This is a genomic window from Lysinibacillus sp. JK80 (assembly GCF_027557635.1).
Lineage (GTDB): Bacteria > Bacillota > Bacilli > Bacillales_A > Planococcaceae > Lysinibacillus > Lysinibacillus capsici.
In genome coordinates this window covers 955,012-978,270 of the sequence record NZ_CP058997.1, presented here as the reverse complement: position 1 = coordinate 978,270, position 23,259 = coordinate 955,012, and the positions used below count along the sequence as shown (strand labels likewise).

The following is a 23,259-nucleotide window of genomic DNA, read 5'->3' as shown; positions in this document are numbered from 1 at the left end:
ACGAGTTTCGGAAAACCACTATTGTTTTTTCGGAATAACGAAATAGTGTTTTCGGACATGGCTATGATAGGGTAAATTTAATCATTAGTGACGAATAGGGGGACTTCTGCGTGAAAAAAGGCATTTTAACACTTTTACTTTTTTTTCTCATCGCTATGATCACCATTCCATTGACCACGAAGGCCAAAACGGTGAATCAGGATAAAGTCGAGGTAGAAATTGGTCTCATAGGTAGTGATCATCATTTTGTCTATAAGATTCCGAAGCATTTACATAAGGATATGCCCTATACAGAAATGAAAAATGGCATTCAAGCTTCCTTAGCTAATCATTGGAAAATTGGTGAGACTCGTTATGAGGCCAATAAATCCGATGTTTCCTATACCTTTTATATTCAGGATTTATTTCAAGAAAAGCAGGATGGTCAGCTAAAAGTAGCCATACCCTATCGTCATCTAGTAGGGATGTTTGGCGAGCAAGATCCTATTCAATTGCGTATTTTAGCAAGTAAATTATCCAAGTGGACTGTCAATACAAAGGATTGGACAGCGCTTGGCTTTATGGAGCCCTTTACTTTTTTAAGTGAACGTGAATATGTCTATGAGGGAGCAGTCCAAGAGTTATTAAACCAAAGAGTGGGCCATTTTGATGGCACCATTCAAAAAAGTCAGTTGCTTTTATACAGTGTCATTTATTTTTGCTTTATGGCTATCCAACTGCTTGCTTGTCTTATTTTATCCAGACGGTTAAAAAGGAAAATCATTAAAAACCCAGATAATATGCATCAGTTCCGTAAACTCAATTACCTGTATCAATTGGTGCCGATTTTGATCATTGTCGCACAAATCGTGTTCCTTGTATTATCGGGTCTGATTACAGCATTTGGATTATACTTTAGTCCTGGCATTGATTTATTAGTGATTGTTGGACCTGTTTTATTAAATATCATCTTGCTGCCCACTTTTTTCGTCACAACAGAGAGTGAAATTTCAAGGGAGCTCAACAATAATTCGTTGTGAAATGGTATAATGATCAACAGCAAACTTGAAGGAGCTGTTGAAGAAAAATGACGCATCCAGAATTCGCGTACTTAAATTTACTACAACATATATTAGAAAATGGCACAAAGAAAGAGGATCGAACGGGGACAGGTACATACAGTGTCTTTGGGTATCAAATGCGTTTTGATTTAAGCAAAGGTTTTCCTCTTCTAACGACAAAGCGTGTGCCCTTTAAGCTTGTAGCAAGTGAATTATTATGGTTCATTAAAGGGGATACCAATATCCGTTACCTATTGCAGCATAATAACCACATCTGGGATGAATGGGCATTTAAAAAATGGGTGGAATCTAATGAGTATAAAGGTCCTGATATGACAGATTTTGGTCGACGCTGTTTAGTAGACGAGTCATTTAACGCATTGTATCAAAAAGAACTTTCCTCATTTTGTGAACGTGTCTTAACAGACGATGACTTTGCACACCAATATGGAGATCTCGGAAATGTCTATGGCAAACAATGGCGCCATTGGACAACCTCTGATGGCGATAGCCTTGATCAGCTACAGGATGTCATTCATCAGATTAAGCATCAACCTGATTCACGCCGTATCATTGTCAATGCATGGAATCCTGAGGATGTCATTAATGCGGGCGCAAAGGGCAGTAAAGCTGCATTACCACCGTGCCATGTGATGTTCCAATTTTATGTAGCAAATGGTAAATTAAGCTGCCAGTTAATGCAAAGAAGCCTTGATACATTATTAGGCTGTCCATTCAATATTGCGTCTTACGCCTTATTAACACATTTGATCGCACATGAGTGTGGTCTAGAGGTTGGCGAATTTATTCATAGCATTGGGGATGCACATATTTATGCAAACCATGTGGAGCAAGTGAAAGAACAGCTATCACGTGAGCCAAGAAACCTACCAACATTGCACATCAATCCAAATAAAGCATCCATCTTTGATATAGAGCTTGAGGATTTATCGATTGAAGGATATGATCCACATCCTGCGATTAAAGCACCAATTGCCGTATAATGCTAACAGCAGCCATTTTGGTTGCTGTTTTTTTCAAACAAAGATCTAGGTCTAACTATTTGTTTTACGTAATAGGCAATTAGTTGGATGACTGGATGAAAAGAATTTGATTATAGTTATTATGGTATAATTAGCATTATTTGGTATAATGGGAATAGTCCATTATATTGTAGGGGTGATAGTTGTGAAAAATACAATGGTACTTCTAGTAGATGAATATGATCGACAGCAAAGCGAGCCAGAACAAAGCATGGGTTCTGTGCAACATGCATATTCTTGTAACAAGATCGAATTGTCGCAGCAACAAATTCAAGAAATGATGCAAATCATCGAAGAGATTCGTTTGAAAGGTTATAAAGATACACTATAAATGTAAGCGCCTCCTAAGCTATAATGGCTATGGAGGTGTTTTTTTATGAACGTTATTTTTATCGATTCTTATTCTGGGGAAGAGCTGCTACATATGGTGTCACAAGATGTAGCAGGCATTTTGGCAGCAGCGCAAGGAGAAAGTGTGACATTTCCAGTAGGTCACTTTAAATATGAATTTCATAATTTAGATTTTTATGAGGACAACGGTCAAATACGACAGGAATTAGTCATTTACGTAAAAAAAATATAAGCGATACATTAGCAACAGCTTAACGGGGAACAATATATACAGGTGACAGTGCTTGACTTTTTTGTACACCTGTAACTATAATAGTTACAACAGGTGGTGATACATATGGTGAACAGTCGATTTTCGGTGGCGATCCATATTCTTTCGCTCATTGCTACAACCTCTGATAAAAGTCTCCTTACGTCCGATTTTATAGCTGGAAGTGTGAATACCAATCCAGTAGTCGTAAGAAGAATGATTGGTGTGCTAAAAAAAGCAGGCTTACTTTCTTCTCATTCTGGCATGGCTGGCTATGAGCTATTAGTAGAGCCAAAGGATTTAACACTGCTAGCGATTTATCAGGCAATTGATGGGCCAGAGCAGCTATTTGCCATTCATGATGAGCCAAATCCAGCGTGTGCAGTAGGTCAAAAAATCAAGCATACATTGGAGGGTGTCTATACATCTGTGTGGCTGGCAATGGAAGAGCAATTACAAGCACAGACGCTACAGGATGTGCTAGATCAGCTTCGTACTTAGACGGAGATGGTCTTCTTGTATCTAACCTGTAACTAAAATGGTTACAACTAAACCTTAGGAGGAATAAATCATGAAAATTGCCGTAATTGGTGCAACAGGAAAAGCTGGACAAAAAATAGTAGAGGAAGCGGTACAACGTGGTCATGAGGTTACAGCCATCGTTCGTTCAGCTGCAAAAGTGAGGGCTGCTATTCCAGTAATTGAAAAAGATGTGTTTGATGTGACGCAAGATGATGTAAAAGGCTTCGATGTCGTTGTCAATGCATTCGGTGCTCCAGCTGGACAAGAAGATTTACATGTCAAAGCTGGTCGTCATTTAATCTCGATTTTCCAAGGTATTCCTACAAAATTAGTGGTTGTAGGGGGAGCGGGCAGTCTATTTGTGGACCCAGAGAAAAAAGTGCGTGTGATGGATACACCAGATTTCCCAGCCATTTATTTAGCAACAGCGCAAAATCAAGGACAAAACCTACAGGATTTACAACAATCATCCATTACTTGGACATTTATTAGTCCATCTGCATTTTTCGATCCAGAAGGACCACGTACAGGTCACTATACAGCAGGAGTCGACCACTTATTAGTAAATGAGGCGGGGGAAAGCTATGTCAGCTATGCCGATTACGCAGTGGCTGTCGTCGATGAATTAGAAAACCCACAGCACGTTAATAGCCGTTTCACAGTAACGTCAAATAAATAATAAAATGCAACCGAGCGTAGGAAATGCGCTCGGTTTTTTGTGATTTTTTTGCTTTTTTGAAGGATTTTTTTCGTTTACAGAAAAATGACTGTTTACAATACGACTTTTATTAGCTACTATCAAGTGTGAGTATTACATAAAAGGAGACGACAATAATGTCAACACAACGAATAGAAAAAGATTTTTTAGGTGAGCGCGTATTACCAGCAGAGGCGTATTACGGAATTCAAACACTACGTGCTACGGAAAACTTCCCAATTACAGGCTACACAATTCACTCTTCACTTATTAAAGCAATGGGGATTGTGAAGAAGGCAGCTGCATTAAGTAATATGGAAGTACACCTATTATCAAAAGAAATTGGTGAGGCAATTGTCGAAGCAGCGCAAGAAGTGATTGATGGCAAATGGGATGCTGAATTTATTGTAGACCCAATTCAAGGTGGTGCAGGTACATCCATCAATATGAATGCCAATGAAGTCATCGCTAACCGTGCCCTAGAAATTTTAGGGAAAGAAAAAGGTGACTATCACACAGTAAGCCCAAACAGTCATGTCAATATGTCACAATCAACAAATGATGCTTTCCCAACAGCTATTCATATCGCTGTGTTAAATTTAATAGATGAATTATTAGTAACGATGGATTATATGCAATCCGTTTTCCATCAAAAAGCAGAGCAATTTGCTCATGTCATTAAAATGGGACGTACGCATTTACAGGATGCCGTGCCAATCCGCTTAGGACAAGAGTTTGAAGCTTATTGCCGCGTTATCAACCGTGACATCGTACGCATTCGTCAAACTCGCCCGAATTTATATGATGTGAACATGGGTGCAACGGCTGTCGGAACAGGCTTAAATGCCTTCCCAGACTACATTAAATCTGTTGATGAGCATCTTGCTGAAATTTCTGGTTTACCATTAAAAGGTGCAACGCATTTAGTGGATGCAACACAAAATACAGATGCCTACACAGAAGTATCAGGCGCTTTAAAAATCTGTATGATTAATATGTCTAAAATTGCTAATGACTTGCGTTTAATGGCTTCTGGTCCTCGCGCAGGCTTAGGAGAAATCCTGTTACCAGCTCGTCAACCAGGTTCTTCAATTATGCCAGGTAAAGTTAACCCAGTTATGCCTGAGGTGCTGAATCAAGTAGCCTTCCAAGTAATTGGGAATGACCATACAATTTCTCTAGCATCGGAAGCTGGTCAATTAGAATTAAACGTAATGGAGCCTGTATTAGTGTTCAACCTAATCCAATCGATTAGCATTATGAATAATGTATTCCGTGCGTTTACAGAAAACTGCTTAAAAGATATTGAAGCAAATGAAGAGCGCATGAAAGAATATGTAGAAAAAAGTGTAGGCGTGCTAACAGCAGTTAACCCTCACATCGGTTATGAAGTAGCTGCTCGTCTAGCACGTGAAGCTATTTTAACAGGTCGTTCAATTCGTGAGCTTTGCATTGAAGAAGGCGTCCTAACAAAAGAACAATTAGACTTGATTTTAGATCCATATGAAATGACACACCCAGGTATTGCGGGTTCTAGTATCATGAAATTAAAATAAAACGAGCAATGATGGACTGTAGACATGCCCTAAAAGGCTGTCTATAGTCTTTTTTTGTAGACCTTTTCTCATATAAAATAGAGCGTATCCTTATGTATTTTAGGATTATTCAACTATAATAATGGTATGGAAGACATATTTTAGTTGGGGGAATTTGTAATGAGTTTACGAAAAAAGAGTTTACTTGGCTTTTCCGTTTTAAATGTTTTAATGATCGTTATTTTATTTATCGATTTAGCCAATGTAACGACATTAGATTGGTTTTCTACCGTGTTAACGATTGTAGGCATCGCTATTACACTATCTTACACAGTGTATGTTCACTACAAAGTGATACAGCCTATCAAACAAATCACAGAGGCTGCACAAGGAATTACGGCAGGTCAATTAGATACCGTTGTCATTGAGGTTCGTGATAATGGTGAAATTTCTCAACTAGCTCAATCCTTTTTAGAGATGCAGGAACAATTACGAACAATGACACAAAAAATTGCGCACAGCTCTACAGATTTATCAGCAAGCATCGAGGAATTATCTGCGAGTACGAATGAAATTACGCTTGCTGTGGAAGAAGTAGATCAACAAATGGAGAAGACGTCAGAGGGCTTGAAGCAAGCAGCACAATCGGCTAATGATAGTGCTAAATCTATGCAAGAAACCGTTGATGGCATTGAGCGAATTACAGTAGCCACACAAGATGTGTTTGTGCATGCGAAAGATGCTAGCGAGATAGCAGGAAATGGTGCAAATATTTTACATGTGGCAAAAGAACAAATGCAATTTATTTCCTCTTCAACAGAAAAAACAAGTGGATTGATGCAGCAATTATCCCTTAAAATGTCAGATATTAAATCAATGACAGATATGATTACTACCATTACAGATCAAACCAATCTACTAGCATTAAATGCGGCCATAGAAGCAGCACGCGCTGGGGAGCATGGTAAAGGCTTCGCCGTTGTAGCTGAAGAAGTGCGTCAATTAGCAGAACAATCAAAGCACTCTGCTACGCAAATTGTGGATTTAGTTGTAGGAATAGAAAGTGATACAAAACAAGTAGCCTCATCAGTAGAAGATGATTTGAAAAATGTTCAACAAGGAGTGTATGTCATTGACGAAGCGACAAAATCATTTGGCACAATTTCACAGCATGTTAGTCAAATGACAAGTCAGCTGGAGGATATTTCGACGACAGCTGAGCAGCTTTCAAGTAGCGCCAATGAAGTGGCATCCACTGTGACAACCATCGCAGCTGGCATGGGCAAGCTATCGAATTATACAGAAGCTGTTTTACATTCAATGGATGAGCAAACAGCCTCAATGCAAGCAGTTAATCATGTCACACAGGATTTAAGTGTCCAAGCGGATAACTTACAGAAGTTAACTAACCAGTTTCAGGTTTAGGCAATGAAAAGTATTTTTCTAGGTTTTTTAAGCCCTAAATAAGCATCTTCATCAATACTAGAAAAGCCACAAAGTAGAAATGATTGACCATAAAAACACTTTCCTAGAATACATGGAAAGTGTTTTTATGGTAAAACCAGCGCAATTAGTTTCCCAGTGAACTCCTCAGATATTGTGTAGATCGTATGCGTATCCTCGACATGCATCAAACTACTGTTTTGACCTTTATCACCTAACCAAAGATGATAGCCATATTTGTTTCCTGCCTTGTCCACTATTTGTACATCATATTCTGGCGAAGCCATATTGACAACACCCTCGTTTTTGACTGTTGTTGCAATGGCTTGTTGGAATAGTGTAAGTGATTCTTCATCCGTATATTCTTTAAAAAAATCAGTGTTCACCTTGTTAAATTTAACCAATAGAAATGCTGACCTTAGCTAATTCATCATCTGGTTTTTCATTACATCCTAGTAAAACAACGGCTAGTAGAGACACTAAGGCTACTATCATTATTCGCAACCACTCACCCCCTTTATAGGCTAAATAATACCACCATTTCCTGTCGTAGCTCTCACTTCTTTGTAATACATTAAATAAACGAGAGCGAAAGGGGACAGATAGTGGGCTTATTTGATGGATTGATCGGCAATGCAAGTGAGGTGAATTTAGAAAAACTCCAGGAGGAGGTCCATAATTTATTAATTCCAAACGAGACAGTCAAGAACGCCTATAAAATTATTAGAGACACGTTTATTTTTACCAATAAACGATTAATCCTCATTGATAAGCAAGGAGTGACTGGCAAGAAAACAGAGTATCATTCCATTCCCTATAAAAATATCGTTCATTTTTCAGTCGAAACAGCTGGAACATTTGATTTAGATGCAGAGCTTAAAATATGGGTGTCTGGCAGTCCATTACCGATTCAAAAAAACTTCAATAAGGCGACAAATATTTATAAGGTGCAAAGCGTCTTAGCACAGTATGTTTTGGGGACGTAATGAAGGTGCTAATAGTACGTGTGCACAACCAAAAGCCCGCAGATTTGCGAGGCTTTTCTGTCGTGCCAGGAAGGGGGCGGTGTAACGGATTTTAAATCGGCTTCATGATTACGGTAAGCTCGAAAATACTGTCAAGTGTAAATAAGAGCGCCTTGGCGAAGTTTTATTCAAATACAATCATTTCTCCGACTTCTTTAAACCCGAAGCGTTTATAAATATTTTTTCCATCCTCTGATGCCTGTAAGACTACGGGCTTTTGCTTATCGATTGTTTGACTGAGTAGGAATTGAAACATCTCACTGCCATAACCCTTGCCCCTATACGCATCTTTTGTCATCACATCATAAATCCCATAGCTATGTTTACTGTCGATTAATAATCCCGTAGCGATAGGTACTTCCTTTATACAACCAATAAACATGCGAGCATTTGATGCTAGTTTTTCCTGTGAGAATTGATGAAAGTAAATTTCTAATGCATCTCTTTCTGCTGTTTCTCCAAATAAACTTAGAAAAACTTCCTTATATTGTAGAAGCTCTTCCTTGTTACTTACTTCTGTGATGGTAAGATAATTGGAAATTCGTGGACCTGTGTGAAGTGTATGGTCAAGCTTCATCATCATATTTCGTTCAGCTTCCTGTAAATTGCAGTCTTTTATCAGTTGTAGCCAATCATCGCTTAGATAGTTGGCATCCACCCACGTGCTGAAGGGAAGTTTATTCACAATGAAATGATTAATCCTTTGTTTAAGATGATTTTCCTTATGAATTATAGGCGATTTCGCTACTAACAAATTAAATGTATCAGTTGGAATATTCGTATTGGCTATGACAAAATGAGCTTCCTCTATAATTTGTCCAGAAACGGCTCGAGTAAATAGTTTCATTTTTTCCTCTAAATTACTCGTTACTAATTGTTGACTTGTTTTCATATTTTTCATCCTTCCACTATTAGAAGTACACTATCTTTCATTATAAAGTCAATGAAAGATAATAAATACGCAGTTCACCTTTTTTATATCCCCTCTAACTTTATTAGTAGTTTGGAAAATATTGTGATATTTGACTTTAGAAAAACACTACTTTACAATTGATTTTAGTAATCTAATAGGAATGTGCTTATACTCATTCCTATGACAACTGAATAGCGTGTAGTAATAGGTGTAAATTGCGTGCAATTTGCTTAAAAGGGAAGTCGGTGTGAATCCGACACTGTCCCGCAACTGTAAATGTGAGCGACTTTTCAGTATCCACTGTCTTTGGACGGGAAGGAGAAAAGAAGCGATGATCATGAGTCAGGATACCTGCCTGTTACGAGTACACACCATAAACCTACGAGGAATAGGAGGTGGCATGTTGACAAAACAGAATGCTCTGTTCGTCACAGTACGTCAAACGCCCATAGTAAATGAAAGGGTTCACAATCGAACTCGTTCACACATACTTAGGGTTTGTTTGGCATTGTGTGATGAAAGAAGATAAAATGAAGGATTTCCTCAAAAGTAGGGAGTCCTTTTTGTTTTGAAAATATGTACGCAAAGGGGATGCACGTATGACAAATATTCATGTAACGACAACGTTGGAAACGCCTTATGAAGATCTGAACATTTGTAAGCAACCACGCACAGAAGTTGCCAAGAAAGCGAAAACAAGAATGGTGGTCGAGTCTCTGATCGATCAATTATTAGCAACGAAGCTGATTCGTAATGATCGCTTCTTTGAGCAAATCTTATATAATAAAGAAATTATTTGGATACAAAATGGGGATGTGGACGGTCATCTTTTAGCGAAAGCAGCCATAGCAGATGAACTAAAAACAAAGACGAATAGTTTTATGATGTACATGCCGACCAATCCGATTGTCTATGAGGTCAACGGAGAAGCGTATCACTTAATTACGCGCATTGATTCTACACGCGCAAAGCCCAACCTCGACCGTCTATCATTGGAGCCAAAGCCTGTTTTAAGTGCCGCTCGTGTCAATGACTTATTATGCTCGATTGTCATGCGCTTTTACGAAACATATTTATATGATTTAGCATCTCATCATGACAAACTCATTGCATTTGTGCAGCAGGAATATGCCCAATTTATTGAAGCGGTGCAAGCGTTAAATGATTATCATTTCAACTGGCATCCACGTGGCAACGGTCACGAGCTTTTACTGCAATTAATTGATCATCTACAACTATTAAAAAGTCAACCTGGTAAGGTACTAATTGATTTTACGAACAAGCATGACTATGTAATAGTTGAACCCGCATATTTGTTGGACAATCCAACAAAGAAAGCTGTCGGTGCACTATAAAAACAAGCCCTCCATTTTTTGGAGGGCTTGTAATATCTTATGGTAGGGTAGAGATATATTGATGCCCAAGAAAGAAATACCCGCGGATTACCCGAAGCGAGCAGGCTCATCCTATCCTACAGGCAATGCATGGCTGCCTGTGCTTCTTGCCATGGAACCGAATATCCTTTGCCCTTTGCACAAAAGATACTAGAGGAACTATACTCAGGATCGGCATTTTTATCGTAGCCAATCTGTGCAATCACATCCTCTGTATTATGGCACACATCATAGCCATCAAATTGGAGTGTGAGTGCACCTTTCCCATTTGTATAGGCGGCAAAGGTTGTGCTGTAGCTCATTAAAGTGGCAACAGGTGCACGACCTGTTAGGATAACATCCGTTTCGGATAAAATCGGGTCATCGAACGTGCCTGCTGCTTGCTGAATATCAGTCATCATACGACCGATAAAGTCATTTGAAGCTTTCATTTTAAAGCGATAATAGGGTTCAAGTAGGACATTTTGTGCCTGCTCCAGCCCCTGACGCAGGGCACGGAAACTGGCTTCACGGAAATCTCCCCCCGATGTATGTTCATTGTGCCCGCGACCTGTTAGAAGTGTAAAATGAATATCTGTTACAGGGAAGCCTGTCAGTAGCCCATGATGGTCACGCTCAAACAGATGCTTTTCAACAAGGCGCTGATTGCCTACAGATAAATGATCGGCATGACAGGCATTGGTGAAGGTATTTCCTGTTCCACGTGGATTTGGCTCCATTAATAAATGAACTTCTGCATAATGCTTGAGGGGCTCGAAATGACCATAGCCCGTTACGGTCGTCGCAATGGTTTCCATGTATAAAATTTGCGGCTCACCAAAGGAGACAGCTAATGAAAAACGCGTCATTAATACCTCAGTTAGGACCTCCAATTGAATGGCACCCATAATATGCACATGGATTTCCTGAAATTTTTCCTGCCAGACCACACGCAAGGACGGTTCTTCTGCTTCGAGTAACCGGAAAATCTGTAGCACTTCCTTGATATGCTGATCACCCTCATATTGAACCTTTGCCTGTAAGGTTGGGACAAGCTCATAGGGCTGTGATAGCATCGTTGTACCGATTCGATCCCCAATGTTTGCCTGGCTCAGTCCTTTGACAGCGAAAATTTCTCCTGCCTCTACCTGTTGAACGGTCTCAAAGCGACTGCCGTTATAAAGGCGAATTTCGGTCACTTTTTCTGTTACTTCGTCAAATGAAAATTCATCTCGTACATGCAACGAGCCCTTGGTTGCCTTCATAAAGGTTAAACGCTGGTGCCCATCATGACGAATCTTAAAAACCTCGCCCTCAAACGGGGCATCCTTGTCAAAATGGGAAGCCGTTAACAGCGGGAGCTGGTCAAGAAATTCCTGAATGCCCTCATCCTTTAAGGCCGAGCCAGCAAAGCAAGGGAAGGCACCTTCATTTTTAATCATTTCCTTTAATTGAGCAAGACACTGTTCATGCTCCAATGACTCATTTAGAAAGGCATCAAGCAATTTTTCGTCGCGCTCCGCCAGCCATTCCATAATATTATTTGATACATAGTCTGCTCGCAGTGGCTCATCGATGAGCAATACATGCTGAGAGCAATCTTTACGAAGCTGGCTGATGACGGCCTCCATATTGGCACCCTCACGATCCATTTTGTTGATAAAGAAGAAGGTAGGGACATGGTATTGACGTAAAAGTTGCCACACTGTTTCTGTATGGCCCTGTATCCCTTCGACAGCGCTAATGATAATAATGGCATAATCCATCACACGAATAGCACGCTCCATCTCAGGGGAGAAATCGACATGCCCTGGCGTATCAATCAATGTGTATGTATCATCGCCAATATTCATGCGCCCTTGCTCGGCAAATATCGTAATGCCTCGTCTGCGCTCTAGCTCATGATGATCAAGAAAGGTATCCTGATGATCAACACGCCCCCGTGCTTGAATACTATTTGTATGAAAAAGCACTTGCTCAGAGAAGGTCGTTTTTCCTGCATCCACGTGCGCAAGTACACCGATCGTTTTGTACATAAGAAATCCTCGTTTCTATAGAATGCTATCTTTTTATTGTAACAGAATACTAGCTTCTATATTTCTTGTAAAATAGTTCGTCTTTATGTCGAAATAGTGCTAATATAATGATGATTATACTTTTAGTGTCATACTACTGATTGCGCGATAAATTTTCTTCTGCTAGTCTATCAATAGTATTGACCATTATAGAACGTATTGGTGCAAATGGCATTTGTCATTTGCTTAAAAGGGAAATCGGTGCAATTCCGATGCTGTCCCGCAACTGTAAATGGGGAGTCTATACAGCATGCCACTGTAGTGAAACTATGGGAAGGCGTATAGATGATGAACCTAAGCCAGGATACCTGCCAGTATGTATTTTTTGACTAAGAACCACGAGGATGGGGATAGTGATGAAGGTAATGATACCGTTATTTCACTATGCTACTCTCTTGGCGACAAGAGGGTTTTTTTATGCCCTTCCAACTACCTTAGTAGTAAAGAAGTCTCTGATTTCTTTCTATATTTTAACAGCAAAGGAGAAAAGGACATGAAGAAATGGAAAAGTATATGGCTGATGATGATCATTGCCTTGGTCGCTGTTTTAGGGGCTTGTAACGCAAAGGACAAAACGGAATCAGCTGCACAAGGTGAAAAGGTTGAGCCATCTGAGGCGGCAGCAGAAGTAACCATTGAAAATAATGACACAACGCAAACATATACGGAAGCACCAACAAAAGCGATTAGCTTAAATCAACATGTGACAGAAATTATGCTAGCACTTGGTTTAGAGGATTCTATGGTAGGGACAGCTTACTTAGATGATAAAATCTATGAACCACTGCAAGAGGCATACGATAAAGTCCCTGTTCTTTCCGATCAATACCCAACGAAGGAGCAAGTCATCGATGCCGAGGCAGATTTCCTATATGCAGGCTGGAAAAGTGGCTTTGGCGAAAAGGGTGTAGGCACACCAGAAGAGCTTGAAGAATTAGGCATCCATACGTATTTACATACGGCTTCCAACATGACAAAGCCAACATTAGAGGATATTTTCACTGATATTCGAAATATCGCGAAGATTTTCCGTATTGAGGATCGTGGCGAAGCTTTAATTGAGCAAATGACGAAAGATGTAGAGGCAGTACAAGCTAAATTACCAAAAGATAGCGAAAAATTACGTGTTCTTGTGTTTGATAGCGGTGAAAAGGATGTATTTACAGCTGGTCAAAACTTTATGAATGAGCTTGTGACAATCGCGGGTGGACAAAATATCTTTGGTGATGTGGAATCAGGCTGGACAACTGTGTCGAAGGAAGATGCAGTAGACCGCAACCCAGAGGTAGTTGTCGTGATTGATTACGGTGAAACAACGGCAGACCAAAAGATCCAATTCTTAAAAAATGATCCAGCCTTAAAGGAGATGGAAGCGGTCAAAAATGAGCGCTTTGTCATCCTGCCACTTTCAGCAGCGTCTGAAGGGGTTCGTGCGGCAGAGGCCATTGAAATTTTAGCAAAGGGCTTCTATCCTGAAAACTTTTAATCCATTCGAGCTAGCGTTTTTGCTAGCTCCTTTTTTATAAGGAGCGATAAAAATGAACGCATTTCAAAAAAATGTACCAGATCAAACATTTGAAACACTGAACCGTCATGGTGAGTTTACCCGTCTAGCCGTTAGCCCTGGCATTATTAATAAGCATTATACTCCTGCACAATTCCAAAAAATAGCCGAAATTGCTGGCGAAAAGGGGGCGATAAAATATTCTGCTTCCTATAGTATACTCGTATCCATACCAACGTGCGATGCCACGGAAGCGGTGCAAGCCTTACAGGAAGCAGGTCTTTATGTTGCTCCCTCTGGTTCAATCATAGCCATGAAGGCCTGCGATTTTTGTGATGGGGAGAAAATGGAGGCTGCTCCGATAACCGAACAGCTCTATCATGCCATAGAGGGGATGAAGGTACCTGCAAGAGTGCGTGTCAATATTAATGGCTGTGCATCAGCTTGCTACAATGCAGTCTATGATGATATTGGACTCGTTTACCAACAAGAAAGCTTTGATGTCTATTTAGGGGCAGTACCAATGGGAACAAAGGCACAGGCAGGCACGTTATTCGCTAAGAGGGTAGACGTCACACAAATTGAAGATTTTTTACTGCACCTGATAAATCTTTATAAGGAGCATGCTCGCCCAAATGAGCCCTTTTATAAATTTTATCGCAGAACAAAGTCGGCAGAATATTGGGAACTAGTAAAAAATTCAATTAAATAGAGGAATATTACTTAGGGTGTCGAAGTATTGTAGTAAGGCACAGAAAATTACAATACAAAGGAGCAAGAACATGACATCGAAACAAGGGATTCAACCAGAAGATCTTTATCACTTAAAATCAGTAGCAGATCCACAGCTTTCACCAGATGGGACAGAGGTAGTTTATGTAGAGACTCGTATGGACGAGAAGAAAAATGACTATATATCGAATTTGTTTTACATAAACTTGAAGGACAAAACACCACAGCAATGGACATTTGGTGAAGATAGAACGAGTTCCCCTGTTTGGTCACCAGATGGCAGTCAAATTGCATTTTTGTCAACGAGAACAGGTAAGCCGCAAATTTATGTTCTTTCGAGAGCAGGTGGAGAGGCAAAACAGGTGACACATTGTAAAAATGGAGCGACCTCCCCTGTCTGGTCACCATGTGGCAAGAAAATTGCTTTTTCAGTCGTGCTAGGGAAAGATGAAACCATCCTAGATAAAGCGGAGGATGAGAAGAAAAAGGACAAAGAACTAAAGCCACTAGAAATCGAGAAAATGAAACACAAATCGGATGCTGGTGGATTTATTGATATGGAGCAGTTTACCCATATTGCCATTGTCAATGTGGCATCAGGAGAGCTAGAACAAGTGACAGAAGGCAAAGAGTACTGCCATCTGGGTACTTGGTCGCCAGATGGCAAATACCTTACGTACTTAGCAGATAAAGCGGAGGATTTAGATTTCTCATTTAATGTGGATATCTATTTATTGGAGTTAGAAACGAAACAGAGTCACAAGCTAACAGAAGGTTCGGGTGCTTATTACCAAACAGCTTGGTCTCCGAATAGTCGCTATCTTTCTTTTGTAGGTGGAGAACGTGAATTTGAAAATGCCACACAAGCAAAGCTTTGGATTTATGACATGGAGCAAAAACTACTAAACTGTGTAACAAGTGAATTTGATGCGCCTGTTGGTGATTATGTCATCGGTGATTTCCTGCAAGGTGTAGCGTCACCACGTGTGCAATGGATGAATGATAATCATAGCTTCTACTTCCAAGTCACAGATCACTGCAATGCGGCGATTTATTACGGAAATGTAGATGGCGAAATTTACCCAGCTATCCATGATGATCAATATGTCTATGGCTTCTCACTTGATGCGCAAAATGATCAGGCTATTGCGGCTATTAGCACAACGACCAATCCAGGCGATCTGTTTTATGTGAACCTAAAAACAGGTGACAAAGAACAGTTGACGTCCATTAATGAAGATTTTTTAAAAACCAAAACATTAGCTGTTCCCGAGAGTATCGAATTTGAAGGTGCAGAAGGCTGGAAGGTCAATGGCTGGATTATGAGGCCAGTTGGCTATGAAGCAGGGAAGAAATATCCTCTCATTCTTGAAATCCATGGTGGTCCGCATGCAATGTATGGCAATACCTACTTTAATGAATTCCAAATCCTTGCTGCACAAGGCTTTGCAGTGCTTTATACTAATCCGCGTGGTAGTCATGGCTATGGCCAAAAATTTGTGGATGCAGTACGTGGCGATTATGGTGGTAATGATTATGCGGACTTAATGGCAGCGGTAGACTACGCTCTGGAGCACTATGATTTTATTGATCAAGATCGTCTAGGTGTAACTGGTGGAAGCTACGGTGGTTTTATGACCAACTGGATTGTGGGCCATACAAATCGCTTTAAAGCAGCTGTGACGCAGCGCTCCATTTCGAACTGGATTAGCTTTGCTGGTGTCAGTGATATCGGCTATTATTTTACAGACTGGCAAATTCAAGCAGGACTCGATGATATAGAGAAGCTATGGCATCATTCGCCACTGAAGTATGTAGACAAAGTGGAGACACCATTATTGATTTTACATGGTGAAAAAGACTATCGTTGTCCAATTGAGCAGGCAGAGCAATTGTTTATCGCCTTAAAATATCGTAAAAAACAAACAAAATTCGTGCGTTTCCCTGAGGCGAATCATGAACTTTCAAGAAGTGGAAAGCCTACATTACGAATTAATCGACTTGAATATATCCGTGATTGGTTTGTGAAATATCTATAATCGGGTGGCCTAAGAAGATGTTCTCTTCTTAGGCTACTTTTAATAGAAGGGCTCTGTTTGATTGTTTATAACGTTTCAATCTATTGGAACCTTTATTGTAGAGGTACCGAACCTCCTTAGGTAGAATCAACTTTTCCTTACATAAAAAGAATCACACCTTGGTGTGATTCTCGATTGGTTAGTCGATTTTCTGGATGAACACGACCTTCAGATAATTAAATTCAGGGTATTCACGTGGTACACGGAAATCCTTCGGTAAACCATATTCCTCGACAATTTTATAGCGTGTACGAGTCTCTTTAAAGGCTTGGTCAATAAAGCCTTTGAACTTTTTCATGCCAAAGCTGGCATTATTTGTGGAAGCCACAATGATGCCGTTTTTAGCGGTAATGGCAATCGTGTCCTTTAGTAATTTAGGGTAGTCCTTTGCCGTTGAAAAGGTCATTTGCTTCGTACGTGCAAAGCTAGGTGGGTCTAATACGACAAGGTCAAACTGTAAAGCATGGCGTTGTGCATATTTAAAATAATGGAAGACATCCATGACTTTTATATCCTGTGCCTCATAATCAATATGATTGACACTAAATTGCTCAATCGTTTTGGCTAAACTACGCTTTGCCACATCTACACTCGTTGTCTTGATGGCTCCTCCTAGAGCGGCTGCCACAGAAAATGCTCCTGTATAGGAAAACGTATTCAGCATGTCTGTGTTGTTGGCATAACGCTCTCGAATAGCCAATCGTACCTCACGTTGATCGAGGAAAATCCCTGTCATGGCGCCATCGTTTAAATGCACCGCATAGGTCATACCATTTTCCTTCACCATAATAGGAAATTCTCCTGGCGTGCCCATTACAAAATCATCTTGCTCGATATATTGTCCTTTGCTATCAAAGCGTTTTTTCTCATAAATCGCTTGGTAGTCTACTGTCTCAGCAAGCGCCTCATACACGACTTCTTTAAATGAATAAATGCCCTCACTATACCAGCTTACCATGTAGTAGCTGTTAAAAAAATCAATCGTAAGACCGCCGATGCCATCTCCTTCACCATTAAACACACGAAAGGCTGTTGTGTTTTCATTGCTAAAAAATGCAGCACGATTGTCGATGGCTTTTTTGAATTTTTTTATAAAAAAAGTTTTATCAATTGTTTCATTCGCATCGGTCGTTAGCACCCAGCCAATCCCTTTGTTTTGGATGCCGTAGTAACCTGTTCCAATAAAACGGTTATGATGATCCATGAGTCTGAGGAGTGTTCCTTGCTCAGCAGGTAAACGTCGTGCATCAACCGCATCCTTTGAAATAAGTGGGAAGCCTTTTTTTAATTGATCAGAAAAGGGCTGTTGTATTTGTAGAGCTATTGTTTGTGTCATAGTGTCATCCTTTAAAAAACGTTTTGCTCTATTATCGCACTGTTTGCGCGGGATAGCCAAACTTATTTCAGGAATTGCGCAATTTTTGTCACGGTTTCAATCGTTGCTTCTTCAAAATAATTCATTTTACTGAAATAACTATGGATTAAACCTGGCATTGTAATATGTTCCACTACCACACCAGCAGCCTTTAACTTTTGTGCATAGCTTAGACCCTCATCAAAGAGAACATCTGCCTCTGCAGCTATAATGAATGTTTTCGGCATGTTACGGACTTCCTCTAGCTGAAGAGGGGACACAAGTGGATTTGTGAAGTTTGCTTCCTCTGTATAGTGATGAGAGAACCACTGCATGGCTTGTGTATCTAAGCCGTAATCTTCACCATATGCCAGATAAGATACTGTTGAAAAATCGACATTTGTGACAGGATAGATGAGTGTTTGAGCGTGTAACGATGGTCCCTCGAGTGCAGTAGCTAAGTATGCAACTACAGTAGCCAAATTTCCGCCAGCACTGTCCCCAGCAACTGATAATCGACTTGCATCGCCACCTAAGGCTTCCATATGATCGTGCACCCATACTAAGCTATCGTAGGCATCATGTAAGGGTGTTGGGAAAGGATATTCAGGTGCTAAGCGGTAATCCACTGATACCACAATCGCCTGTGCCTGGTCTGCTAATAACTGGCAGCCTACATCGACAGATTCTAGATTGCCATAGACCCAGCCTCCACCATGATAATAAACAATAACAGGTAATGTTTTACCGAGAACGGGCGTATAAAGCCGAACTGTAATTTGTTCGCCATCTCGCACTGTAATTTTGTGATCCTCAATGGATGCTAGCTTCGGTTTGTGTGCAGATTGCCATTGTGTAACCGTCCGCATGGCTCTCGCTTCCTGCGGTGAAACTTTGTAATAAGGTGTACCAGTACGCTGAGCTTCTAGATATTGAACAGCTTCTTTTCTTAAAGTTATCATCTTCATCATTCCTTTATTGAGAGGTTTGTTATTCTTATTATAAACTATTCATATAATTTTACTAGGATTTAGGTGTAACAAATGTTTATTTATTTAAAAATAGGTGAAATAAGCGCATTATGTTTATAATAAAAGGGACGAAAGTATTTGGAGGGACAGTATGATTTCTTTAATTGTGGCACATGATGACAATCACGTCATCGGATATAACAATGGGATGCCTTGGCATTTACCTGGGGATCTGCAGTATTTTAAACAAAAAACAATGGGCAAGCCTATGATTATGGGACGTAAAACATTTGAATCCATCGGTCGACCACTTCCAGGGCGACGCAACATCGTCATTACACGTGACGAAAACTATCAGGCAGAAGGCATTGAAATTGTGACTAGCTTGGAAGGTGCTTTAGCGCTAGCTGGAGATGTACCTGAGGTGATGATTATTGGCGGCGAGCAAATTTTCCGTTTAGTGATGGAGATGGCTGATCGCTTGTATATCACAAAAATTAATCATGCCTTTCAGGGAGACACCTATTTCCCGAGCTATGAGCATGATTTTGTTCAAGTCTCTTCAGAGGAGCCTGAAACAGCACCAGAAGGTTATACATTCCAATATCAAATTTTTGAACGTAAATAGACGAAAAAGCAATCGCTCCCTTCACAATGAGCGATTGCTTTTATTATAGATAAAAATAAACACACGCATACATGGAGGCACAACCAGCTAGCACAAAGAGATGCCAGATTGCATGGTTAAAGGGCAGAGAGCGCCATGCATAAAAGATCGCTCCAATCGTATAGAATAGCCCACCTGCTAGCAGTAAAGCAAAGCCATGTAAACCTAAATACAGATAAACGGGCTTAATGGCAAATATAATTAACCAGCCCATGCCAATATAAAAAATTAATGAAAGTACTTCAAAGCGATTAATAAAGAAACATTTAAACAATACACCAAGCACAGCCAATGACCAAATAATACATAGTAGCGTCAATCCAAGGGAACCACCAACGGCAATTAATAAAAACGGCGTATAGGTGCCGGCAATTAAAATATAAATGGACGAATGGTCCAAAATAGCGAAAAAGTGTTTATATTTTTCTGGCATACTGTGTAGTAATGTAGACATTAAAAACAGAATGATGACAGACGCACCGAAAATGCTGAAGGTTGTAATATGTAGGGCATTTCCTGTTTGTACGGCTGCTAACAGTAGAACAACCAGTGCTGGAATACTAGCAATGAAACCAATACCGTGTGTTATGGCATTCCACAGCTCTTCCCTCCATGATTTATAGTCAAATGAATCAACCATTTGAAACACTCCTTTCGTTCGTACATTTACTATACCCCAATAATTTATAGATGAACATTTACATTTGTCATATAGTTCATATCAAAAATGTCATAAGCCTGTCATATTCTTTGAGGGGCATTGATAGACAAGAGGTAGGTGAAAACGCTATAGTATCCAAGGTAGCGTTTACATGCTAGCTAGGACAGAGCTTTGCCTAATGACAAATGTCATGTTTACATAATGATTCATTAGTCTATATAATAAATTTTAATGAAGTAAAAGGATGTGTCGAAGTGAGACGAATTCATATAGTAACGGACTCAACTTGTGATTTAACAAAAGAAGAAGTAGCACAACATGGCATACATATCGTGCCTTTAACGATTCAAATTGATGGTCAAACATATACAGATGGAGTGGACTTAGAGCCACAATCTTTTTTAGGCTTAATGAAAAATGCAAAAAATTTACCGAAAAGTTCACAACCAGCACCAGGTAAATTTAAGGAATTATATGATGAGCTCGGTAAAGATGGCGATCAAATTATCTCCATCCATATGACTGGTGGTATGAGTGGCACAGTAGAATCAGCTCGTCAAGCAGCTCAAATGACAGATGCCGATGTGACAGTCATTGACTCACGCTTTATCGCGATTGGTTTAGCTATCCAACTACGAGAGGCCATCCGCATGCGAGATGAAGGCGCCACTGTGGAGGACATCGTGGCACGTTTAGAAAAGGTACGAGACAATACACATTTATACGTTATTGTAGACACGCTCGAAAACTTAATCAAAGGCGGTCGAATTGGTAAAGGCACAGGCTTTATCGGTTCCCTCCTAAACATCAAAGTCATTGCCAACCTTGAAGGCGGCGTATACAATCCTGTGTCAAAGGTACGTAGTCATAAACAAGTAGTCAATTTTTTATTTAAACAATTCCAAGCAGATACAGCTGGAAAAACAGTTAAGGCAGTCGGCATTTCCCATGCAGATGGCCTCGTAACGATGGGCAACCCATTAAAAGCGCTGATCGAAGAAACTGGCTTTAACGATGTTGAAATTGCCTTTACATCTCCAATCATCTCGACACACACAGGTCCAGGAGCAATTGGTTTTATTTATTTTGCAGAATAACAGGAAGGAGCTACTACATAAGTAAATGTAGTGGCTTTTTTATTATGCGTGGATCTCCTAGCAGGATGAGCGGATTATTCAAAGATGAGCAGTTTTTGTTTAGCTGTGATCAGTTTTCGACTAACTATGAGCGTGAGCGGCTTCAATTAAATAGTAATCGTGTTGAACAGTAGCTTCAATCAAACAGTGATGACGTTGCCATCAAAAATAATCAGACATCCTACTAATTATCATCCCTTCTGCATAAAGGCACACTGTATAAACAAACATTTTTCCATACATACACCTGAGGAAATTTGGCAAGCACACAAAATTATGGAGAACTAAGGGGAAGTCACTTTTCATTGCGGCATGAACTATTCTATAATAGAAGTAATAGAAAGGGATGGAAGGTGGTCAAATGGACATTTGGCGATTTATGTTGTCATGTTTGACCGTCTTTGTACTAAGTGGTTGTGCAATATCAATCGATGAACCGAATCCGCAAGCAGAACCTGAAGGTGAGCAAGCAGGAACGGAGCAAGATATACCGCAGGATGAGCAACAAACAGAAGATGAGGAAAAAACATCTAAGAATATGTTGACGCAAATTTTTGAACATTTTTTTGAGCCATCAGCAGAGGATTTATCGCAAATTGATGAAGAACAAGCAAAGCAACTACATTACTTGGCACTGGGAGATTCGTTGACAGATGGTGTCGGTGATGAGTATAGTCAAGACGGTTATGTTGGAAGATTAGCAGATTCATTGCTCGCATGGCCTTCGATTTCGGATGTAGAGGTAGATAATCGGGGCAAACGTGGCAGACGCAGCGATCAGCTACTAAAATTAGTGAAAAAAGGGCATTATGATGAGGAGCTGCAAGAAGCACAGTTAATTTCCTTAACTATGGGTGGCAATGATGTCATGAAGGTCGTCAGGCAGGATTTATTTAACCTGAAACGTGATGCTTTTGATAAGGAATTACTGGCATACAAGGAACGTTACAGCAAAATCGTAGAGGGCATTCGTGCTAAAAATCCGACAGTGCCCTTATTACTCATTGGTTTTTACAATCCATTTTCGATTGTAACCAATGAGGCGAATGAATTTGATACGATTATCACAGAATGGAATAATGTGATAGAGGAAGTAGCCAGCAAGGATTCCAATGCTTGTTACGTATCAGTAGAAGATTTGTTTGATTCAAATGAAGAGCTCGTCTATCATACAGACTTTTTCCACCCGAATGCAAAGGGGTATGAAAAAATGACAGAGCGTATACTAGCAGCAATGGAGCAGTGTGGTATGGAAAAAAAGATTAACAAGGCAATAGGCTTCGAGGAGTGACAAAATGAATAAATGGAAAGTCGCGTTTTTCGCCTTAGCGGGCACAGTGCTTTTTGCAATCCTCCTCGTCGTTTTTTTAGCAACTAGACCAGTGGATGGCGTCCATGTTGCGAAGAGTTCAGCAGGTGAAAGTGAAAGCAAAGGAAATGTACTCGTGGTGCAAACCACAACAAAGGAATTAGAATCGATCTCAAAAAAATACCTAAAGGATGCAGCGAAAGGCTCACCTTTACCACTTGATTTCACAATTGGGGATGATATTCAACTACGTAGCACACTGACGGTATTCTATACGGAAATCCCCATTTCCATGAATTTTGATCCTATTGTGGATGACAAGGGGAATATTATTTTAAAACAGACAGGCATGAATGTAGGGTTATTAAACATTCCACCAGAAACGACAATGAAAATCATGCGCGATTCGGTGGAATTTCCCTCATGGATTACCGTGAATCCGAATAAAGCAGAAATATATATTGATTTATCGCGCATTAACATTGCCTCTGGTTCACGTGTACGTGCTAAAGAGTTGGACTTACCAAAGGATAAAATCTTATTGGAAATTATTGTTCCTGGTGAATAAGGAGTGAAATGA

23 protein-coding genes and 2 riboswitches are annotated in these 23,259 nt (G+C 40.0%); of the genes, 17 read left to right on the top strand and 6 right to left on the bottom strand.

Annotated elements, in window-relative coordinates; all coding sequences use genetic code 11:
* Positions 1–110 precede the first annotated feature (110 nt).
* The 8 genes from HXV90_RS05110 (at position 111) to HXV90_RS05075 (ending at position 6,863) form a co-directional block, all read left to right on the top strand.
* Positions 111–1,019, top strand: a complete 909-nt coding sequence (locus tag HXV90_RS05110; RefSeq protein ID WP_257961059.1) for a hypothetical protein — start codon at positions 111–113, stop codon at positions 1,017–1,019.
* A 47-nt stretch (positions 1,020–1,066) separates the two neighbouring features.
* Positions 1,067–2,044 carry a thymidylate synthase gene (locus HXV90_RS05105; protein ID WP_269898532.1) on the top strand — a complete coding sequence of 326 codons (978 nt, stop codon included), beginning with the start codon at positions 1,067–1,069 and terminating at the stop codon, positions 2,042–2,044.
* Between the two features lie 184 nt (positions 2,045–2,228).
* Positions 2,229–2,414: a hypothetical protein gene (locus HXV90_RS05100; RefSeq protein WP_048394492.1), complete on the top strand. Its 186-nt coding sequence runs from the start codon at positions 2,229–2,231 to the stop codon at positions 2,412–2,414.
* Positions 2,415–2,459: 45 nt separating this feature from the next.
* Positions 2,460–2,666: a hypothetical protein gene (locus tag HXV90_RS05095; protein ID WP_036080672.1), complete on the top strand. Its 207-nt coding sequence runs from the start codon at positions 2,460–2,462 to the stop codon at positions 2,664–2,666.
* Between the two features lie 105 nt (positions 2,667–2,771).
* Positions 2,772–3,185, top strand: a complete 414-nt coding sequence (locus HXV90_RS05090) for an Rrf2 family transcriptional regulator (RefSeq protein WP_048394490.1) — start codon at positions 2,772–2,774, stop codon at positions 3,183–3,185.
* A gap of 70 nt (positions 3,186–3,255) precedes the next feature.
* Positions 3,256–3,885 carry an NAD(P)-dependent oxidoreductase gene (locus HXV90_RS05085; RefSeq protein WP_269898531.1) on the top strand — a complete coding sequence of 210 codons (630 nt, stop codon included), beginning with the start codon at positions 3,256–3,258 and terminating at the stop codon, positions 3,883–3,885.
* A gap of 155 nt (positions 3,886–4,040) precedes the next feature.
* The gene (gene aspA, locus HXV90_RS05080) at positions 4,041–5,459 is read left to right on the top strand and encodes an aspartate ammonia-lyase (protein WP_004230240.1); all 1,419 of its coding nucleotides are present in this window, start codon (positions 4,041–4,043) and stop codon (positions 5,457–5,459) included.
* Positions 5,460–5,618: 159 nt separating this feature from the next.
* The gene (locus HXV90_RS05075) at positions 5,619–6,863 is read left to right on the top strand and encodes a methyl-accepting chemotaxis protein (protein WP_259950678.1); all 1,245 of its coding nucleotides are present in this window, start codon (positions 5,619–5,621) and stop codon (positions 6,861–6,863) included.
* Positions 6,864–6,988: 125 nt separating this feature from the next.
* Here HXV90_RS05075 and HXV90_RS05070 read toward each other — a convergent pair whose 3' ends face one another.
* Positions 6,989–7,285, bottom strand: a complete 297-nt coding sequence (locus tag HXV90_RS05070; protein WP_269898530.1) for a YhfM domain-containing protein — start codon at positions 7,283–7,285, stop codon at positions 6,989–6,991.
* Positions 7,286–7,486: 201 nt separating this feature from the next.
* Between HXV90_RS05070 and HXV90_RS05065 the strand changes: the two genes are divergently transcribed.
* Entirely contained in the window at positions 7,487–7,867 is a 381-nt protein-coding gene (locus HXV90_RS05065) for a PH domain-containing protein (RefSeq protein WP_048395723.1), read from the top strand.
* Between the two features lie 163 nt (positions 7,868–8,030).
* Here HXV90_RS05065 and HXV90_RS05060 read toward each other — a convergent pair whose 3' ends face one another.
* Entirely contained in the window at positions 8,031–8,798 is a 768-nt protein-coding gene (locus tag HXV90_RS05060) for a GNAT family N-acetyltransferase (RefSeq protein ID WP_054549244.1), read from the bottom strand.
* 210 nt (positions 8,799–9,008) lie between these two features.
* Positions 9,009–9,192: riboswitch (cobalamin riboswitch) on the top strand.
* Between the two features lie 226 nt (positions 9,193–9,418).
* Between HXV90_RS05060 and HXV90_RS05055 the strand changes: the two genes are divergently transcribed.
* Positions 9,419–10,174 (top strand): hypothetical protein, encoded by a 756-nt coding sequence (locus tag HXV90_RS05055; protein WP_048395717.1) that lies wholly within the window; start codon positions 9,419–9,421, stop codon positions 10,172–10,174.
* 116 nt (positions 10,175–10,290) lie between these two features.
* On the opposite strand, the gene HXV90_RS05050 is transcribed toward HXV90_RS05055, so the two are convergent.
* Entirely contained in the window at positions 10,291–12,228 is a 1,938-nt protein-coding gene (locus HXV90_RS05050; RefSeq protein ID WP_269898529.1) for an elongation factor G, read from the bottom strand.
* A gap of 182 nt (positions 12,229–12,410) precedes the next feature.
* Positions 12,411–12,597, top strand: a riboswitch (cobalamin riboswitch).
* A 163-nt stretch (positions 12,598–12,760) separates the two neighbouring features.
* On the opposite strand from HXV90_RS05050, the gene HXV90_RS05045 reads away from it, so the two are divergent.
* From HXV90_RS05045 to HXV90_RS05035, 3 genes are all read left to right on the top strand, one after another.
* The gene (locus HXV90_RS05045; RefSeq protein ID WP_054549241.1) at positions 12,761–13,753 is read left to right on the top strand and encodes an ABC transporter substrate-binding protein; all 993 of its coding nucleotides are present in this window, start codon (positions 12,761–12,763) and stop codon (positions 13,751–13,753) included.
* A gap of 52 nt (positions 13,754–13,805) precedes the next feature.
* Positions 13,806–14,483, top strand: a complete 678-nt coding sequence (locus HXV90_RS05040) for a precorrin-3B methylase (RefSeq protein ID WP_269898528.1) — start codon at positions 13,806–13,808, stop codon at positions 14,481–14,483.
* Between the two features lie 70 nt (positions 14,484–14,553).
* Positions 14,554–16,542 carry an alpha/beta hydrolase family protein gene (locus tag HXV90_RS05035; RefSeq protein ID WP_269898527.1) on the top strand — a complete coding sequence of 663 codons (1,989 nt, stop codon included), beginning with the start codon at positions 14,554–14,556 and terminating at the stop codon, positions 16,540–16,542.
* Positions 16,543–16,720: 178 nt separating this feature from the next.
* Here HXV90_RS05035 and HXV90_RS05030 read toward each other — a convergent pair whose 3' ends face one another.
* Positions 16,721–17,917, bottom strand: a complete 1,197-nt coding sequence (locus HXV90_RS05030; protein ID WP_115674429.1) for a class I SAM-dependent rRNA methyltransferase — start codon at positions 17,915–17,917, stop codon at positions 16,721–16,723.
* A gap of 62 nt (positions 17,918–17,979) precedes the next feature.
* Complete coding sequence (locus tag HXV90_RS05025; RefSeq protein ID WP_269898526.1) at positions 17,980–18,897, bottom strand: alpha/beta hydrolase; 918 nt, start codon at positions 18,895–18,897, stop codon at positions 17,980–17,982.
* A 160-nt stretch (positions 18,898–19,057) separates the two neighbouring features.
* Between HXV90_RS05025 and HXV90_RS05020 the strand changes: the two genes are divergently transcribed.
* A complete protein-coding gene (locus tag HXV90_RS05020; protein WP_048395701.1) occupies positions 19,058–19,534 on the top strand; it encodes a dihydrofolate reductase in 477 nt (158 codons plus the stop codon).
* Between the two features lie 43 nt (positions 19,535–19,577).
* Here HXV90_RS05020 and trhA read toward each other — a convergent pair whose 3' ends face one another.
* A complete protein-coding gene (gene trhA, locus HXV90_RS05015; protein WP_048395699.1) occupies positions 19,578–20,213 on the bottom strand; it encodes a PAQR family membrane homeostasis protein TrhA in 636 nt (211 codons plus the stop codon).
* A 275-nt stretch (positions 20,214–20,488) separates the two neighbouring features.
* Between trhA and HXV90_RS05010 the strand changes: the two genes are divergently transcribed.
* The 3 genes from HXV90_RS05010 to HXV90_RS05000 all read left to right on the top strand — a co-directional run bounded on the left by HXV90_RS05010 (position 20,489) and on the right by HXV90_RS05000 (position 23,247).
* Positions 20,489–21,331: a DegV family protein gene (locus HXV90_RS05010; RefSeq protein WP_036080608.1), complete on the top strand. Its 843-nt coding sequence runs from the start codon at positions 20,489–20,491 to the stop codon at positions 21,329–21,331.
* 400 nt (positions 21,332–21,731) lie between these two features.
* A complete protein-coding gene (locus HXV90_RS05005; RefSeq protein WP_227744879.1) occupies positions 21,732–22,661 on the top strand; it encodes a GDSL-type esterase/lipase family protein in 930 nt (309 codons plus the stop codon).
* A gap of 4 nt (positions 22,662–22,665) precedes the next feature.
* Positions 22,666–23,247, top strand: coding sequence for a YpmS family protein (locus HXV90_RS05000; protein ID WP_048395694.1), 582 nt, complete (start codon positions 22,666–22,668; stop codon positions 23,245–23,247).
* Positions 23,248–23,259 lie beyond the last annotated feature (12 nt).